The 17,316-nt window shown below is 51.4% G+C and carries 13 protein-coding genes; 12 read left to right on the plus strand and 1 reads right to left on the minus strand.

Annotated elements, in window-relative coordinates; translation table 11 throughout:
- Positions 1–20 precede the first annotated feature (20 nt).
- The 10 genes from V3C10_09045 to V3C10_09090 all read left to right on the plus strand — a co-directional run bounded on the left by V3C10_09045 (position 21) and on the right by V3C10_09090 (position 13,176).
- A complete protein-coding gene (locus tag V3C10_09045) occupies positions 21–824 on the plus strand; it encodes a segregation/condensation protein A (GenBank protein WVP63931.1) in 804 nt (267 codons plus the stop codon).
- Between the two features lie 8 nt (positions 825–832).
- Complete coding sequence (gene scpB / locus V3C10_09050) at positions 833–1,486, plus strand: SMC-Scp complex subunit ScpB (GenBank protein ID WVP63932.1); 654 nt, start codon at positions 833–835, stop codon at positions 1,484–1,486.
- 685 nt (positions 1,487–2,171) lie between these two features.
- A complete protein-coding gene (gene nrdD, locus V3C10_09055) occupies positions 2,172–4,304 on the plus strand; it encodes an anaerobic ribonucleoside-triphosphate reductase (GenBank protein WVP63933.1) in 2,133 nt (710 codons plus the stop codon).
- An 86-nt stretch (positions 4,305–4,390) separates the two neighbouring features.
- On the plus strand, positions 4,391–4,882 hold the full coding sequence (nrdG, locus tag V3C10_09060) for an anaerobic ribonucleoside-triphosphate reductase activating protein (GenBank protein WVP63934.1): 492 nt from the start codon (positions 4,391–4,393) through the stop codon (positions 4,880–4,882).
- Between the two features lie 237 nt (positions 4,883–5,119).
- The gene (gltS, locus tag V3C10_09065; GenBank protein ID WVP63935.1) at positions 5,120–6,301 is read left to right on the plus strand and encodes a sodium/glutamate symporter; all 1,182 of its coding nucleotides are present in this window, start codon (positions 5,120–5,122) and stop codon (positions 6,299–6,301) included.
- A gap of 350 nt (positions 6,302–6,651) precedes the next feature.
- Positions 6,652–7,083, plus strand: a complete 432-nt coding sequence (locus V3C10_09070; GenBank protein ID WVP63936.1) for a dUTP diphosphatase — start codon at positions 6,652–6,654, stop codon at positions 7,081–7,083.
- A 65-nt stretch (positions 7,084–7,148) separates the two neighbouring features.
- Complete coding sequence (locus V3C10_09075; protein WVP63937.1) at positions 7,149–7,925, plus strand: tetratricopeptide repeat protein; 777 nt, start codon at positions 7,149–7,151, stop codon at positions 7,923–7,925.
- A 14-nt stretch (positions 7,926–7,939) separates the two neighbouring features.
- Entirely contained in the window at positions 7,940–9,196 is a 1,257-nt protein-coding gene (gene hflX, locus V3C10_09080) for a GTPase HflX (GenBank protein ID WVP63938.1), read from the plus strand.
- Between the two features lie 377 nt (positions 9,197–9,573).
- A complete protein-coding gene (locus V3C10_09085) occupies positions 9,574–11,964 on the plus strand; it encodes a ribonucleoside triphosphate reductase (protein WVP63939.1) in 2,391 nt (796 codons plus the stop codon).
- Positions 11,965–12,312: 348 nt separating this feature from the next.
- A complete protein-coding gene (locus V3C10_09090; protein ID WVP63940.1) occupies positions 12,313–13,176 on the plus strand; it encodes a hypothetical protein in 864 nt (287 codons plus the stop codon).
- Between the two features lie 166 nt (positions 13,177–13,342).
- Here V3C10_09090 and V3C10_09095 read toward each other — a convergent pair whose 3' ends face one another.
- Positions 13,343–14,719 (minus strand): amino acid carrier protein, encoded by a 1,377-nt coding sequence (locus V3C10_09095; GenBank protein WVP63941.1) that lies wholly within the window; start codon positions 14,717–14,719, stop codon positions 13,343–13,345.
- Positions 14,720–15,102: 383 nt separating this feature from the next.
- On the opposite strand from V3C10_09095, the gene V3C10_09100 reads away from it, so the two are divergent.
- Both V3C10_09100 and V3C10_09105 read left to right on the plus strand, forming a co-directional pair.
- Positions 15,103–16,029, plus strand: a complete 927-nt coding sequence (locus V3C10_09100) for a LysR family transcriptional regulator (GenBank protein WVP63942.1) — start codon at positions 15,103–15,105, stop codon at positions 16,027–16,029.
- Between the two features lie 81 nt (positions 16,030–16,110).
- Entirely contained in the window at positions 16,111–17,304 is a 1,194-nt protein-coding gene (locus V3C10_09105) for a M20 family metallopeptidase (protein WVP63943.1), read from the plus strand.
- Positions 17,305–17,316: the final 12 nt, after the last annotated feature.

Here is a 17,316-nt window from a genome sequence, read left to right on the forward strand (position 1 = left end):
AAGGACGGAACGAAAACCAGATGGGAATTTCCTATAAGCTTGAGAATTTTGAAGGTCCGCTGGATCTTCTCCTCCATTTAATAGAAAAGAATAAAGTCAGCATCTATGATATCCCGATCGTGCTGATCACGCAGCAGTATCTGGATTACGTCAGCCAGATGGAAAAGACGGATTTGGACATTGTCAGCGAATTCCTCGTGATGGCGGCTACCCTGATCGATATCAAGTCGAGGATGCTTCTGCCTGCCCAGGAAGAGGAGGAAGAGGACGAGGAGGATCCGAGAGCTGAGCTGGTACGCCGGCTGTTGGAGTATAAGACATATAAATACATGGCCCAGGAGCTGGAGGAGCGGGAGCAGGACGCGGAGCGTCTTCTGTTTAAGGATCCGACGATCCCGAAGGAGGTTTTGAAGTATGAGCCGCCCGTGGATTTAGACAGCCTGCTGGACGGGCTGACGCTGGCCAAACTTCAGAGCATTTTTGACTCGGTGATGAAGCGCAAGGAGGACAAGATCGATCCGGTGAGAAGTAACTTCGGCACAATCCGCAAGGAGCCGGTGAGCCTGGAACAGAAAATCGGTTCGGTCATGCAGTATGCGAGAAAACACAGAACATTCAGCTTCCGCCAGATTCTTGAGAAGCAGACGGGCCGCCTGGAAGTGGTAGTTACGTTCCTGGCTGTGCTGGAACTGATGAAGATGGGGAAAATATGCCTGACCCAGGAAGCACTATTTGACGATATGTACATAGAAACCCTGGAACCGGAAGGAGAGACGGGAGAGCTCGATCTGGAAGGTCTGGAGGACTTTGAAGAACAGGAATGAGATAACAGATGGAACAGGAAAACATGGTATTTTCGGAAGATGAGGCAATTGTGGAAGCCGTTCTTTTTACAATGGGCAAATCCGTGGAAGTGCGCCAGATAGCCGCGGCCCTCGGCCGTGACGCGGAGGCGGCAAAAGACGCGGTGATGCGCCTGAAAGAGCGGTATGAGAAGGAGCAGAGAGGGATGCAGATCATAGAGCTGGAAGACAGTTACCAGATGTGCACCAGGGCCAGATATTACGATAACCTGATACAGGTGGCCTCCGCCCCGAAGAAGCAGGTCCTGACGGACGTGGTGTTGGAGACGCTTTCCATTATTGCCTATAAGCAGCCGATTACAAAGCTGGAGATAGAAAAAATCAGGGGTGTCAAATCCGACCATGCCGTCAACCGCCTGATCGAGTACAACCTGGTATATGAAGTAGGCCGCCTGGATGCCCCGGGGCGCCCTGCCCTTTTCGCCACAACGGAAGAATTCCTGCGCCGCTTCGGTGTCGGGTCGACGGAGGAACTGCCGGAGATCAATCCGCGGCAGGTGGATGAATTCAGGCTGGAGGTGGAAGAAGAAATCGGGCGGAGAAATGAGGACGCCGTCGGGACGGATGGCGGACGGGATGGTGAGGGGAGAGAGTGTGAGTCTTCAGTCCCGGGCGGAGTTTGATGGCAATGTGGGGATGGAGGAAGACGATGGCCGGGACTGAAAACGCGAAGGTGATCGCCTTCACCTATCCGCCCCGCCCATGTCCCGCCAACTGTCCTGTTTCTGGGGGTGGGGGAAATCAAATAACTACGCCATTTCCAAACAAAACAGACCAATGCCCAATACATATTTTTTCTTCGCATTTTCAGCACTACATTTTCACCACTTTATCGAATCTAACGCGCACCATTCAGAAATTTCCAGATTGCCCCGCAATCTTTTCAACAAGCCAATCTAACGAATCTAACCAATCCATCCACATACCATTATCCCCAAAAGAAATTATCCGGATCAACCTAGACCCATCGCTCCCCCTCTACGCCTCCTCTTGACAGCTGAGGCAATCAGCCGACGGAACGGATGGCGGAGGGGCAGAGCAAATCACATTTTGTGACGTACCCGGAGAAAAGTCTGCATGAGCCGGGATTGGCACGCAGCCCGAATTTTGTATAAAAATGTGGAAATGGAGCTTGACGCATTGCGGCTGGGATGGTAGGATAAGTACCGTGATTTTTTTTGATGAACACAGGATATAGAAACAGTAATGAAAATGATAACGATATGTAGATAAATCGGAACGCTCCGCAGAGAAGAATGTCCGGATGAAAAGGATGAGGCGGGAATTTTAGGAAAACAGGAGGACGGAATGAAAAATTCGGAGATAAAAGTGATTAAAAAGGATGGGACAAGAGAAGATTTTAATGTCCAGAAGGTCGTGGTGGCCGTCAATAAATCGGCGGAGCGCGCCATGGTTCACTTCACGCAGGAGGAAATTGCGTTCATCTGCCGTTTTGTTCAGGATAAGGTGGAGAAACTGGATGAGAACCGGATCCCGATTTCCCAGATGCATAACCTGGTGGAGGGAGCGCTGGAGCGGGTGAATCCGGCGGTGGCCAAGAGCTACCGCGATTACCGCAATTACAAACAGGATTTCGTGCAGATGCTGGATGACGTATATAAGAAAAGCCAATCCATCATGTATATCGGAGATAAGGAAAACAGCAACACTGACAGCGCCCTGGTGTCCACCAAGCGGAGCCTGATTTTTAATGAGCTGAATAAATCGCTTTACCAGAAATTCTTTATGACGGTGGAGGAGCTTCAGGCCTGCCGCGACGGATATCTCTATATCCACGACATGTCGGCCCGCCGCGATACGATGAACTGCTGTCTGTTCGATGTAAAGAGCGTCCTGTCGGGCGGTTTTGAGATGGGAAATCTCTGGTACAATGAGCCGAAGACCCTGGATGTGGCCTTCGACGTCATCGGGGACATCGTGCTCAGCGCGGCCAGCCAGCAGTACGGAGGATTTACCGTTCCGAGCGTGGAGGAAATCCTGGCTCCCTATGCGGAAAAATCCTATGCAAAATACCTGGAGAAATATATGCTTCTGGGACTTGATAAAGAAAAGGCGGAGGAAGTGGCCTTTTCCGATATCAAGCGTGACATGGAACAGGGATTCCAGGGCTGGGAATACAAATTTAATTCCGTCTCCTCCAGCCGCGGGGACTATCCTTTCATTACAATGACGGCAGGCACGGGGAAAAGCCGTTTTGCAAAGCTGGCGACCATCACAATGCTGGAAGTGAGGAAAAAGGGAGAGGGGAAGGAAGGCTGCAAGAAGCCGGTCCTGTTCCCGAAAATCGTTTTCCTCTATGATGAAAAGCTCCATGGGCCGGGCTGCGAGCTGGAAGATGTGTTTGAAGCGGGAATCAGATGTTCCGCCAGGACGATGTATCCGGACTGGCTTTCACTGACCGGCGAGGGATATATTGCCGGAATGTATAAAAAGTATGGAAAGATCATTTCCCCGATGGGTTGCCGCGCATTCTTATCTCCCTGGTATGAGAGGGGCGGCATGAATCCGGCCGACGAAAAGGACGAGCCGGTCTTTGTGGGCCGTTTTAATATCGGCGTAGTCAGCCTCCACCTTCCGATGATTCTCGCCAGGGCAAGGCAGGAGAGCCGGGATTTCTATGAAGTGCTGGACTATTATCTGGACCTGATCCGGAAGATTCATATCCGTACCTATGCATACCTGGGAGAGATGCGCGCGTCCACCAATCCCCTGGCCTACTGTGAGGGCGGATTTTATGGCGGCCATCTGGGGCTTCACGATAAGATTAAGCCGCTGCTCAGGACGGCGACGGCATCCTTTGGAATTACCGCATTTAACGAGCTTCAGCAGCTCTACAACGGAAAATCCCTGGTGGAGGACGGCCGGTTTGCCCTTGAAGTCCTTGAGCATATCAACGGAAAGGTGGAAGAGTTCAAGAAAGAAGACGGGAACCTTTACGCCATCTACGCGACGCCGGCGGAGAACCTCTGCGGCCTCCAGGTGAAACAGTTCCGCAAGAAATACGGAATTATCGAGAATGTATCCGACCGCGAATACGTCAGCAATGGTTTCCACTGCCACGTGACGGAGGAGATTTCCCCGATCCGGAAGCAGGATCTGGAATACAGGTTCTGGGAGCTGTCCAATGGAGGCAAGATCCAGTATGTGAAATACCCCATCGACTATAACCTGGAAGCCGTCAGAACCCTGGTACGGCGGGCCATGGAGATGGGACTTTACGAGGGTGTGAACCTGTCCCTTTCCTATTGTGACGACTGCGGCCACCAGGAGCTCGACATGGACGTCTGCCCGGCCTGCGGCAGCAGCAACCTGACGAAGATAGACAGGATGAACGGGTACTTAAGCTATTCCCGTGTCAAGGGCGATACACGGTTAAACGAGGCAAAAATGGCCGAGATAGCCGAGAGAAAGTCCATGTAAAGCAGGAGAAAACAGACCCGGGAAAATAGAATCGGGAAAACCAACCCGGGAAAGATAGAACGGACAAAACAGATCGGAGTTAAGAAATGCGTTATCACAATATTACAAAAGACGATATGCTCAACGGGGATGGCTTAAGGGTCGTTCTTTGGGAGGCAGGCTGCAGCCATGGCTGTAAGGGCTGCCACAACCCCGTAACCTGGGACGTGGAAGGGGGAATTCCCTTTGATGAGGCGGCATGGCGGGAGATAGCGGAGGAACTGGGCAAACAATATATTTCCGGCATCACATTCAGCGGCGGCGATCCGCTTCACTTTAAGAACAGGGAGGACACCGAAGCGCTGATCAGGAGGGTCAGGGCGGAATTTCCGGATAAAACCGTGTGGCTGTATACGGGATTTACCTGGGAGGAGATCAAAGAGCTGAAGTTTATCAGCCTGGTTGACGTCCTGGTGGACGGCCGGTTTGTGGAGGAGCTTAAGGACAGCACGCTGAAGTGGAAGGGCAGTTCCAACCAGCGGGTGATCGATGTGAAAAAGAGCCTGGACGCGGACAGGCCGGTTCTCCATGCTGAATAACGGGAGCTTTAAAGCAGGCCCGGCAGGTCTTAAAACAGGATCTGCCGGGCCTGCTTTTCATTGTTGAAAAAACAGAACTTTGTAAAGCGAAGTTAAGATATTGCTAAACAAAAATTTGATTTACAAGCCATTGCCTTATCGATTCCTTAACAGAAGACTACTGTAACTTTCTGTTACTTTCTGTAGTGACGGGTGAAAAATGATTACACAAAACAAAAGTGAGAAGGAGGAGTTAGTATGATGGTAATTGAGCTTGATATGTATCAGGCCTGTGCGCTGGGGGCACTCGTCTATTGTTTGGGAAGGTTTATGGTAAAAAAACTGGGATTTCTCAGTAAGTACTGTATTCCGGCACCGGTAGCAGGAGGTATTGTCTTCGCATTAGCACATCTGGCGCTTTACGGGGCGGGAGTCCTGGAATTCTCATTTGATACTACAGTTCAAACGATTCTTATGACCGTGTTCTTCTGCAGCGTAGGTTTTACAGCCTGTTTCCGGCTCCTGAAAAAAGGCGGCCTGCAGGTGTTTATATTCCTTGCATTGTCGGTCGGAATGTGTATTATCCAGGATGCAGTGGGAAGCGGATTGGCGGCGGCATTCGGACTTAACCCGCTTTTAGGCCTCTGTATGGGGTCCATGCCTCTGGTTGGCGGCCACGGAACATCGGGTTCCTTCGGACCTCTTCTGGAACAGACATACGGAGTATCGGGAGCTCTTACCGTTGCCCTGGCGGCAGCTACATACGGCCTTGTTTCAGGAAGCATGATGGGCGGGCCGATTGCAAGGGCACGTGTTGAAAAAATGGGACTTAAATCAACCGCTAAGGCAGAAGGAACCGCAGTTGACGAGATTGGTTCCCCGATCGACGGACAGAAATTTACCAATGCAGCGGCATTTCTTGCAGTTGCCATCGGTATCGGAACTTTAATTTTCACTTTCTTTAAAAATATCGGCCTCACAATGCCGGCTTATATCGGCGCAATGCTCTGTGCCGCAGCAATCCGTAACATCTGGGACGTAAAGAATTCGGAGCTTCCGATGGAAGAAATCGACGCACTGGGCGGCCTTTCCCTGAACCTTTATCTGGCGATGGCGATGATGAACCTGAAGCTGTGGCAGCTTGCCGCACTGGCGCTTCCGATGATTGTCATCCTGCTTATACAGACCCTGGTAATGTTCCTTTACGCCAACTACGCAGTGTTCAACATTATGGGCCGCGACTATGAGGCGGCAGCCATGACGACGGCATTCTGTGGATTCGGTATGGGCGCCACACCGAACGCAATGGCGAACATGAGAGCTTTACAGGAAAAATACGGCCCGGCGCCGAGAGCATTCTTCATTGTGCCGCTGGTAGGAAGCCTGTTTGTAGACTTCTTTAACTCGATGGTGCTTACGACCTTCATGAATATTTTGTAAGATTCGGGATAACTATGAAGGTACTGAATAGTTACGATTCGGGTAAAAACACCCTTATTCCTGATATTATTTGTTTACGTTGGGAACTGCCCCATCCAGGCTCCGGTCTGGATGGGGCAGTTTTCCGCGTTGAGTGGCAATGAAAAGTTCGCGGAGCGTGCTTTTCGTTGTTTCAGAAAAAAAACGGTTCCGTAAACCGCGGGGCGGATGCAGTGTGGACGGCAATAAGTTGCTTTACCGCAGGCCAAAAGGATGTTATAATCTTACTGCACTGCATAGCAGGATGCGCGGCGGCCATGGCGTTTAACGGCGGGCAGCCCTTACTTTACACAGACAGAGGAGACAGACGAATGAGAATCAAAATCAAATATTTTACCGACAAAATAGAAAAACTCGATTATATTGCAGGGAAATCCGACTGGATTGATCTGAGGGCCGCGGCGGACATGGAGCTGAAACAGGGAGAATTTGCCCTGATTCCCCTCGGTGTGGCGATGGAGCTTCCGAACGGATATGAGGCGCATGTGGTTCCAAGAAGCAGCACATTCAAAAATTTCGGAATCATCCAGACAAACCATATGGGCGTCATTGATGAGACTTACTGCGGCGACAACGATCAGTGGTTTTTCCCGGCTTATGCCCTCAGGGATACAAAGATTAGCACCGGCGACCGGATTTGCCAGTTCCGTATCATGGAGCACCAGCCGGCAATCGAATTCGAGGAGGCGCCGGTTCTCGGCCACGAGGACCGAGGCGGTCACGGAAGCACCGGAAAGAACTGATTGGACAAAGGCCGATCGGAGAAGGACCCGGGAATCATGCGGAGAATAATACGAGGTATGGACTAATGAGAAGAGGAACGTCAATTGTCCTTGCGGCGCTTACCGCGTCGGCGCTCATGCTGGGCGGATGCGGGGAGCCGAAAGCAGCAAAAGAGGCGAGGCTAAAAGGAATCGAACAGGTGAAAAGCGGAGACTATGCGTCGGCGGTGGAATCCTTTGATCTGGCCCTGAAAGAAGCGGACGGGGTTGTAAATGCCTTCGAACTGGATATACTGAAATACAGGGGCGAGGCGGAATTTATGCTGGAAGACTATACGGCGGCTGCGCATACGTACGGAATTCTGGCGGATGTGGATGAGAAGGAGCCGGAGTATCTGTATTACAAGGCGGCGTCCGAGGCCATGTCCGGGGATCCGGATACGGCGGCCGAGACGTATGCGAAGGCAAAAGAGGCGGTAAAGAGCGAAGAAAAGACGGCGGCAGGAGCCGGGATTGCGGTGTCCTCGATTGCGGATGCCTACAGAACGGCGGGGAATTACGATAAGGCGGTGGAATTTTGTGAAGCGGCCATAAGCAGCGGAATTTCCGGCCCCGGGATTTACAACCAGATGGGCCTCTGCATGATGGCAGCCGAGCGTTTCGACGAGGCGATTTCCTATTTTGAGCAGGGGATTGCGATGGGCGGTTCGGGGGAGAGCCGTCAGATGATGTACAACGTGGGCGCCGTTTACGAGAAAAAAGGCGATTTTGCAAAGGCGCTTGAGACCTTCAGAAGCTATGTGGCGGAGTATGGTTCCACGCCCGAGCTGGAAAAAGAAATTGCATTTCTGGAGAGCCGTTAGAAGGCGGGAGGAATATGGCAGAACTGATTGATTTAAAAGAGCTTGAGGAGCGTGTGATCCTGATTGCGGTCAGCACCTCCGATGAAGATGATACAAAAGAGTCCCTGGATGAGCTGGAAGAACTGGCCGATACGGCCGGCGCGGTGACGGTGGACAAGATTATCCAGAACAGGGAGAGAGTCCATCCCGGCACCTACCTCGGCAAGGGAAAGATTGAGGAGGTGCGGGAGCGGGTATGGGAGCTTGGCGCCACAGGCGTAATCTGCGATGACGAGCTTTCACCGGCACAGCTTCGCAACCTGGAGAATGCGCTGGACACAAAGGTGATGGACCGGACGATGGTCATCCTGGATATTTTTGCGGCCCACGCCGTTACGAGCGAGGGTAAGATACAGGTGGAGCTGGCGCAGCTCAAGTACCGGGCGGCCCGCCTGGTGGGCCTGCGCAACTCCCTCTCACGTCTGGGAGGCGGAATCGGAACGAGGGGACCCGGCGAGAAAAAACTGGAGGTGGACCGCCGTCTGATCCACGATCGGATTGGACAATTGAAAGCAGAGCTTGAGGAAGTCAAGCGCCACCGGGAGGTTTCCAGAAAACAGCGCGACCGGAACTACACGTTGTCGGCGGCGATTGTGGGATATACCAACGCAGGTAAATCCACGCTGCTTAATAAACTGACGGGAGCCGGGATCCTGGCGGAGGATAAGCTGTTCGCCACCCTCGATCCCACCACAAGGGGGATGGAACTGCCCAGCGGGCAGCAGATTCTCCTGACCGATACGGTTGGGTTTATCAGAAAGCTTCCCCACCATCTGATCGAGGCGTTTCGGAGCACCCTGGAGGAGGCCAGATACAGCGATATCATTCTCCACGTGGTAGACTGTTCCAATCCTCAGATGGACGCCCAGATCCACATCGTCTATGAGACGCTGAGGAAACTTGAGATTACGGATAAGACCGTGGTCACGGTATTTAACAAGATCGACCGGCTGGAGCACGAAGTGATTCTTAAGGATCTGCAGTCCGACTACCAGGTGAGGGTTTCCGCCAAAACGGGCGGAGGGCTTAATGAGTTGACGGAGATTCTGGAAACTATTCTGCGGAGCCGGAAAATCTTCCTGGAAAAACTGTATCCTTATAAAGATGCGGGGAAGATTCAAACCATCCGCAGGTACGGCCAGCTCCTTTCGGAAGAATACCGGGATGATGGAATTATGGTGACGGCATACGTGCCGACCGAATTATATTCCGGTCTGATGACGGACGGCTGATGATGGAAAGAAAAAAACGGCGGTAAAAACATCGGACGGAATCACCCGTTGCTTCACTGTTATCAATATTCAACGTTAATTTCACGAGTTTTTGACAAAACAAGACACAATAGTTACTGTTCACTCCGTGCCCAGTAACACGCTGCGCGATGCACAGAAACGGCAAAAACGCCGTTTCGCGCCGCAACCCTCGGGTTTTCTGTGACTTTCGCTACGCTCCACTCACAAAAAACACCTCGCGGAATACTACCTGCGAATAGTAACACACAATATCTGGTATCTTAAAAAAAACCAAACCAGATATTGTGTTTTATTATGCCATCTGCTATAATTGGAGACGAGCCCTCGTTGGGTGCAGGATGAAAGGAGTAGGGAAAATGATCAGCGTTATAAAGCGTGACGGAGAAGTGGCGGAATTCAATCTGGGAAAGATTACGAACGCAATTAAGAAGGCCTTTAAGGCGACAAAGAATGACTATAATCAGGAGATTCTGGAACTGTTATCCCTGAGAGTTACAGCCGATTTCCAGTCCAAGATGTCGGAAGGGAAAATCAGCGTGGAAGAGGTGCAGGACAGCGTGGAGCATGTGCTGGAACAGACAGGTTACACGGAAGTTGCCAAGGCGTACATTTTATATAGAAAACAGAGAGAGAAAATCCGTAACATGAAAGCGACCATCCTGGATTACAAGGATGTGGTCAACAACTATGTTAAGGTGGAAGACTGGCGTGTTAAGGAGAATTCCACGGTCACCTATTCGGTGGGCGGACTCATTTTAAGCAACTCCGGGGCGGTAACGGCAAACTACTGGCTCTCCGAGGTCTATGATCATGAGATTGCCGAGGCCCACAGGAATGCGGACATCCATCTGCACGATCTGTCGATGCTGACAGGCTACTGCGCAGGCTGGTCTTTAAAACAGCTTCTGATGGAAGGTCTGGGCGGAATCCCGGGAAAGATTACTTCCTCACCGGCCAAGCACCTCTCCGTACTGTGCAACCAGATGGTCAACTTCCTCGGAATCATGCAGAACGAATGGGCGGGAGCTCAGGCATTTTCCTCTTTTGATACATACCTTGCGCCTTTTGTAAAAGTTGATAATTTATCATACGATTCCGTAAAGAAATGCATTGAATCCTTTATCTACGGTGTCAATACGCCGAGCCGCTGGGGAACCCAGGCTCCATTCTCCAATATTACCCTGGACTGGACCGTCCCGGACGATATGGCCGAGATGAATGCCATTGTCGGCGGCAGAGAGATGGATTTTAAATATAAAGACTGTAAGGCGGAGATGGATCTGATTAACAAGGCCTTTATCGAGACGATGATCGAGGGGGACGCCAACGGACGGGGTTTCCAGTATCCAATCCCGACCTACTCCATCACAAAGGATTTCGACTGGTCCGACACGGAGAACAACCGCCTCCTGTTCGAGATGACATCCAAATACGGAACGCCGTATTTTTCCAACTATATCAACAGCGATATGCGGCCGAGCGATGTCAGGAGCATGTGCTGCCGCTTAAGACTGGATCTGCGCGAACTGCGCAAGAAGACGGGCGGGTTCTTCGGCTCCGGCGAGAGTACCGGTTCCGTGGGCGTTGTGACGATCAACATGCCGAGAATCGCTTATCTGGCGATGAATGAGGAGGATTTCTACAGACGCCTCGACCATATGATGGATATTTCCGCACGTTCGTTACATATCAAGAGGGAGGTTATCACAAAGCTTCTGGATAACGGCCTCTACCCTTATACAAAACGCTATCTGGGAACCTTTGCCAACCATTTTTCCACCATCGGCCTTCTGGGTATGAACGAGGCGGGACTCAATGCGAGGTGGCTGCGCAAGGACATGACCCACGAAGAGACGCAGGAATTTACCAAGAATGTGCTGAACCACATGAGGGAACGCCTCTCTGACTATCAGGAGATGTACGGCGATCTCTACAATCTGGAGGCGACTCCGGCGGAATCCACCTCCTACCGTCTGGCAAAGCACGACAGAAAGCATTTCCCGGATATCCTCACCGCAGGCCAGCCTGGCGAGACGCCGTATTATACCAACAGCTCCCATCTTCCGGTGGGTTATACGGCCGATATCTTTGACGCCCTGGACGTCCAGGACGAGATTCAGACGCTTTATACCTCGGGCACGGTGTTCCATGCGTTCCTGGGAGAGAAGCTGCCCGACTGGAGATCGGCGGCCAAGCTGGTGCGTACGATAGCCGAGAACTACAAGCTGCCGTATTACACCCTGTCACCGACCTACTCCATCTGCCAGGAGCACGGTTATCTGATCGGCGAACACTTTACCTGCCCTGTCTGCGGAAAGAAAGCGGAGGTTTACAGCCGCATTACCGGATATTACCGTCCGGTGCAGAACTGGAATGAGGGGAAGACGCAGGAGTATAAGGACAGGACGTCATATGACGTGACGCGTTCCGTATTAAAGAATGGAAAGAAATTTATCCTGGAGCCGCAGGAGAGCGGGAACAGGGGACAGGAAACGATGGAGAAGGGGAACGGAGCCGGAGAGGGAATCTACCTCTTTACGACAAAGACATGCCCTAACTGTAAAATCGCCAAAGAGTTCCTGAAAGACAGGGAATACGAGGTGGTGGATGCCGAGGAAAATCCGGAGCTGTCCGACCGTTTCGGCATCATGCAGGCCCCTACCCTTGTCCAGGTAGGTAAAGACGGAGAGATTAAAAAATACGTCAACGCCTCCAATATCAGAAAATTTGTGGAAGAGAACAGATAATGACGGCCGATCCGCCGTTGTTGTGAAAGAGAACAGAGGCTCATTGCCGGTTAACCATCAGCTGCCCGCACATGCCCGGAATCCGGTTCCGGCGTGGCGGGCAGTTTTTGCGTTAAAAGCTCCTGCCCCTATGCCCTGATTGCCGCCGGGATTGTAATAAAACTTTAAACGAAAGGTAACACATCGTTTTTCCTCCTCTGATATAATGAGACTGTAAATCTGGTGGATACTGGAAGTACGGGATAGAAACTACAGGTAAGAACGGAACGACAGGCTAAGGACAGAACGACAGGCTGAAGACAGAAACACAGGCTGCGGCAGTAAAGTATAGAAGAGGAGGAGACGATTATGAAAAGAACCATGGTGAGGCGGTGTCTGGGAGCAGCCCTGATCGCGGGCATGACGTTTTTATACGGATGCGGCGGGCCACAGGCCGGAGCGGCGGATGAGACGGCAGGAGCCTCTCAAAGCGGGACTGCGGGAGGAATTGTGCAGACAGTCGCGGGGGGAGAGAGCGGAGCGGGAAATGAAAATACAAATGACGCGCCCGATTATTCCACGGGAGGAACGCGCTATGAAATCCTGGAGGTAAAGGATACCTATATTCTGGTCCTGGATCCGGAAAAAGAGTACGGCCTCTATACGGCAGGCTACGGTCCGCTTCTGGAGGATGAGAAAGGCGGAAAGATAGAGATTTCCGATTTAAAGCAGGGCATGATTGTGGAACTGTTCTGGAATGGAATGGTTCAGGAAACTTACCCGGCGCAGTTCACCTTTGATAAGCTGAGGCTCACCGGGGAGACGGGCAGCAGGGAATTCGCGCTCTATGCCGGGATCATGAAGGAACTGGCCGAGAAAGATCCGGGGCTTAACGAGGGGATTTCAGAGAGTTATTTTGACTTTACAGGAGTTACTTCCCTGACTGCGGGCGAGAAGGAGGGCCTTGCCTATCTGTCGGGAGGCTATTACGGAGTCTGGGGAAGACAGGCAACGGCGGAAGAGCTGACCGCGGAAGGTCTGATGGACCGGGAAAAAGGAATTGAGAACGGAATCCTTATCACCCTGGAGGAACTTTCAACAGACGGGAACAAAGTGAAATGCAATGCCACGAAGTACAGAAGCGGAACGGGAGCCTATTACCTGATTGACATAACGGCTCAATATTCGGACGGAGCGTGGACTTATAAGATTGGTTCTGAAGCGATAAGCTGACGGACACCGCAAAAAGCATTTGAGGCTGAAAGAAAATAGAGAGTAATAAGAAATAGAAAAGTACGGAAAAAGGGTTACCCATCTGGCCTGGCCATAGGGTAACCCTTTTTCTGCCCTCAGCAGTGGAATGGCTGTGAAACCTTCCTTTCGCTGCCGGTCCGGGATTCTACCGCTTTTTGGAAGCGGCCTGCGGATAGAATTTCGGATTGGAGAAGTAATCCTTTGTCTGCTTCCTCACCTGAGGGAACAGGATAATTAATGCGATCATGTTGGGGATAATGACGAGTCCCATCGCCAAATCCTGGATAGTCCATACGAGGCTGATTTTCTGGATAGCGCCGATGATGCAGAGGAACGGATAAATATATTTAATTTTTCCGGTCACCTTTGGGCCGAAGGCGTAGTTAAAGCTTTTGGCGGCATTGAACCACTGGCCCATCAGCGTGGTAAAGCAGAATACCAGGAGGGCAAATGCCCCCAGGTGCTTAAGCGGCGCCCAGACGGTGCCGAACGCGGTGAGCGCCATTACGGTGGCGTTCATACCGTCGATTTTATAGACACCCGTTACGCCGACCACCAGCGCGGTGATGGTACAGATGATGATCGTGTCCAGAAACACCTCGGTCACGCCTGTGATTCCCTCTTCACAGGGATGTCCGACAATGGAGGAGCCGTGGGCGAACGGAGCGGTTCCCTCGCCCGCCTCATTGGAATACATGCCGCGGGTGATGCCGTACTGCATGGCTTTTGCCATAATGAAACCGCCGGTTCCTCCGGCAGCGGCCTTTATCGAGAACGCCTCGGTGAAAATTTCGGCAAATACGGCCGGTACCTGGTTGATATTTAACAGGATGACCAGGATGCCGATTATAATATAAAAGATGGACATGGTGGGCACGAGGGAGGTGGCGATATCGGCCACTCGTTTCAGCCCGCCCAGGGTGATACACATTAAAAGCGCAATCAGCAGAACGCCCACAAGCCAGGTCGGTACGCCGTACTGGGTGTTTAAAATGCCGGAGATGGTGTTGGACTGCACCAGATTGGCGCCCATCATCTTCAGACACATGAGAACGGCGATGACAACGCCCAGCCAGGGCATTTTCAGGCCGTCACGGATATAGTACATAGGGCCGCTGAGCAGGTTACCGTTACGGTCACGTCCTCTGTAGAGCTGGGAGAGGACGATCTCTCCATATTTTAATGCCATGCCCCAGAATGCGGCGAACCACATCCAGAATACAGCGCCCATGCCGCCGGTCACAATTGCGGTGGCGACGCCGACTACATTGCCGCCTCCCACGTTGCCGGCCAGCGTTACCATCATGGCCTTGAAGGTGGAAATGGAGCCGCTGCCCTTGTCCACGTTTCGGGATTTAAATGAGTCGATCAGCGTTTTTTTCATGATAAATCGGAAGTGGCGAAGCTGGACAAAGCCGTTGGCAAAGGTGTAGAGAACGCCCAGCGCAAGAAGAACGTAGACGAGCCAGTTTCCCCAGAGTATCGAATTGATTTTTGTCAGTATTGATTCCAGTTGTTCCATAGAATCTCCCCCTTATTGAATATGATTTGCAGCAAAATTTGCAGCCCGTCTATCATATCATGACAGGGAAAGCCTTTCAACGGAAAATTTGAGTTTTGCAGGCGGTGAAATCCGTAAAATTTGACGGCTTACTCCACAGACGGAAGCGGAAGAGAGCGGTGAATCCCTTTTTTGAAATATATATTTAAAAAATAAATATAAAATTAAAAATATATAAGTTTTATAAAAACATATTCTGTGATAAAATGGAACTGCTGTAATAATTGAATACTTATTAGTTATAAAATATGATCCATTATATCCCTGCGGTATCCACACGGCATCAGTGCACACGGTATTACCATGGTATCCACACGGGAGAAAAGCAGGAAAGGAAGTTTACGATGAACCTGAAAGAACAGACTTACGTTTGTGTGCTGGCGGAATGCGGCAACATCACCAAGGCCGCGGACAGGCTGTATATATCTCAGCCGGCCCTCAGCATCTATATCAACAATCTGGAAAAAATGCTGGGCACAAAGCTGTTTGAGCGGGCCGGTAAGCGGTTTGTCCTGACCTATGCGGGCGAGCTCTATGTGGAAAAGGCGAGAAAGATGCTGGAGCTCAAGAAGGAATTCGACGAGGCGCTGGCTGGCCTGATGAATAATAAAAGAGGGAAAATACGCGTCGGGGTGCAGCTGCGCCGTGAGACATGGCTCCTGCCTCCAGTTCTCTACCGGTTTGCAAGTGAATATCCGGGCATTGAAGTGGTGATCCGGGAAGGCAACATGTGGGAGTTGAGCCAGATGCTGGAACGGTATGAACTGGATCTCGTTCTGATGAATTCCGCCGCCGTCAGAAAGGATATGGAGTACCAGGTGCTCTTTGAGGAGGAGCTGCTGATTGCGGTGCCGCAGATCCATCCCCTGAACGAGAAGGCGGTCTATGTGGAAGGTTCCCGCTACAGAAACCTGGATCTCAACTGGCTGGAAGGGGAAAACCTGATTCTGCAGCACCCGAACCAGAGTATCCGTGCCGATGTGGACGCCGCCCTGAAGGATGCGGGCGTGCACCCGGGAAAAATCCAGGTGATTCGGAATATCGAGACGGCCATCCAGATGACGGCCGAGGGCCTGGGAATCAGTTTCAACAGGGAAAGCTATGCCGGTAATATGAAATACAGGAAAAAGGTCAATTACTATACAATGGGCGAATCCTCCAGAAAGACCGCCTTTGTGGCCGGCTACCGGCAGGGTATGTACGTGCCGGAATATATGCAGCATTTTATAAAGTTAATCAGTGAACAGGGAAAGGAATATATATTTTCCTAATACAAATAATAAAAACTATAAATTATACAAATACCTCCTGAATCGATATACTGAGTGTATCAGATTGAAGGAGGTATTTGTATGGTAATGGAAAAAGAGAAAATGTACCGGTACATAGATACAATCGCACCTCAGATGGCAGCTATGTCCGATGATATTTTCGACCATCCTGAACTGGGGCTGAACGAGCATCATGCCTTTGGGCTGTTGACCGGGTGGCTGGAAAAAGAGGGGTTTTCGGTGGAACGTCAGGTAGCGGGAGTGGAGACTGCCTTCAGGGCAATTTACCACCATGGAAACGGCGGCCCGAACATCGGCCTTTTGTGTGAGTATGACGCTCTCCCTGAGATCGGCCATGCCTGCGGGCATCAGCTCCAGGGACCGTCGATTCTGGCGGCTGCGGCTGCGCTTAAGAATGCTGATACAGAGGAGAACTATACGGTAACCGTGTATGGAACTCCGGCGGAAGAGAGTGTCAGCGGTAAAATTATGATGGTGAAGAACGGCTGCACATTTGAAGAACTGGATGTGGCCCTGATGATGCATGGAAGCGGCGCAACCCAGGTGGATGTGAAAAGCCTGGCGCTTTCCAAATTCAAAATCATATTCCACGGAGTCAGCGCCCATGCGGCCGTGAAGCCCGAGAAGGGGAGAAGCGCCCTGGACGGACTTATCATGGCATGCCAGGGAGTGGAATTCCTCCGGGAACACGTGGCGGATGATGTGAAAATGCACTACACCATTGTAAACTGCGGAGGCACGCCCGCCAATATCGTTCCGGCGACCGCGGAGGCCAGCTTTTATGTCCGTTCCTACAGCCGTACCTACCTTGACACGGTGATCGAACGATTTAAGAAAGTGCTTCAGGGAGCGGCGATGATGACGGAAACGGAAGTGGAAATCATTGAAGAAAAGGGAATCGACAGCAAGATCCCGTGTCTGGCCTTAAATGATATCCTGATGGCAAACGCTTCCCTGGCAGAAGCGCCGAGAATCAGGCCTGCAAGAGAAAAAACAGGTTCCACCGATTTCGGCAACATCATGCACCGCGTACCGGGTTCCTGTATCAGGGTGGCATTTGTAAAAGAGGATGCGGCGTCCCATTCACAGGACTATGTCGATGCGGGAAAGAGCAGCGAAGCCCATGAGGCAATTGTTTACGGAGCAAAGATTCTGGCCGGTTCGGCACTGGATCTTGTGATGCAGCCGGAGCTTCTTGAATCGGTGAAAAAAGAATTTGCCGAGAGACTGGCTGATGAGATGAAAATGAATTAAGGGGGAACGAAA

Source organism: [Clostridium] symbiosum (assembly GCA_036419695.1).
GTDB classification, from domain to species: domain Bacteria; phylum Bacillota; class Clostridia; order Lachnospirales; family Lachnospiraceae; genus Otoolea; species Otoolea symbiosa_A.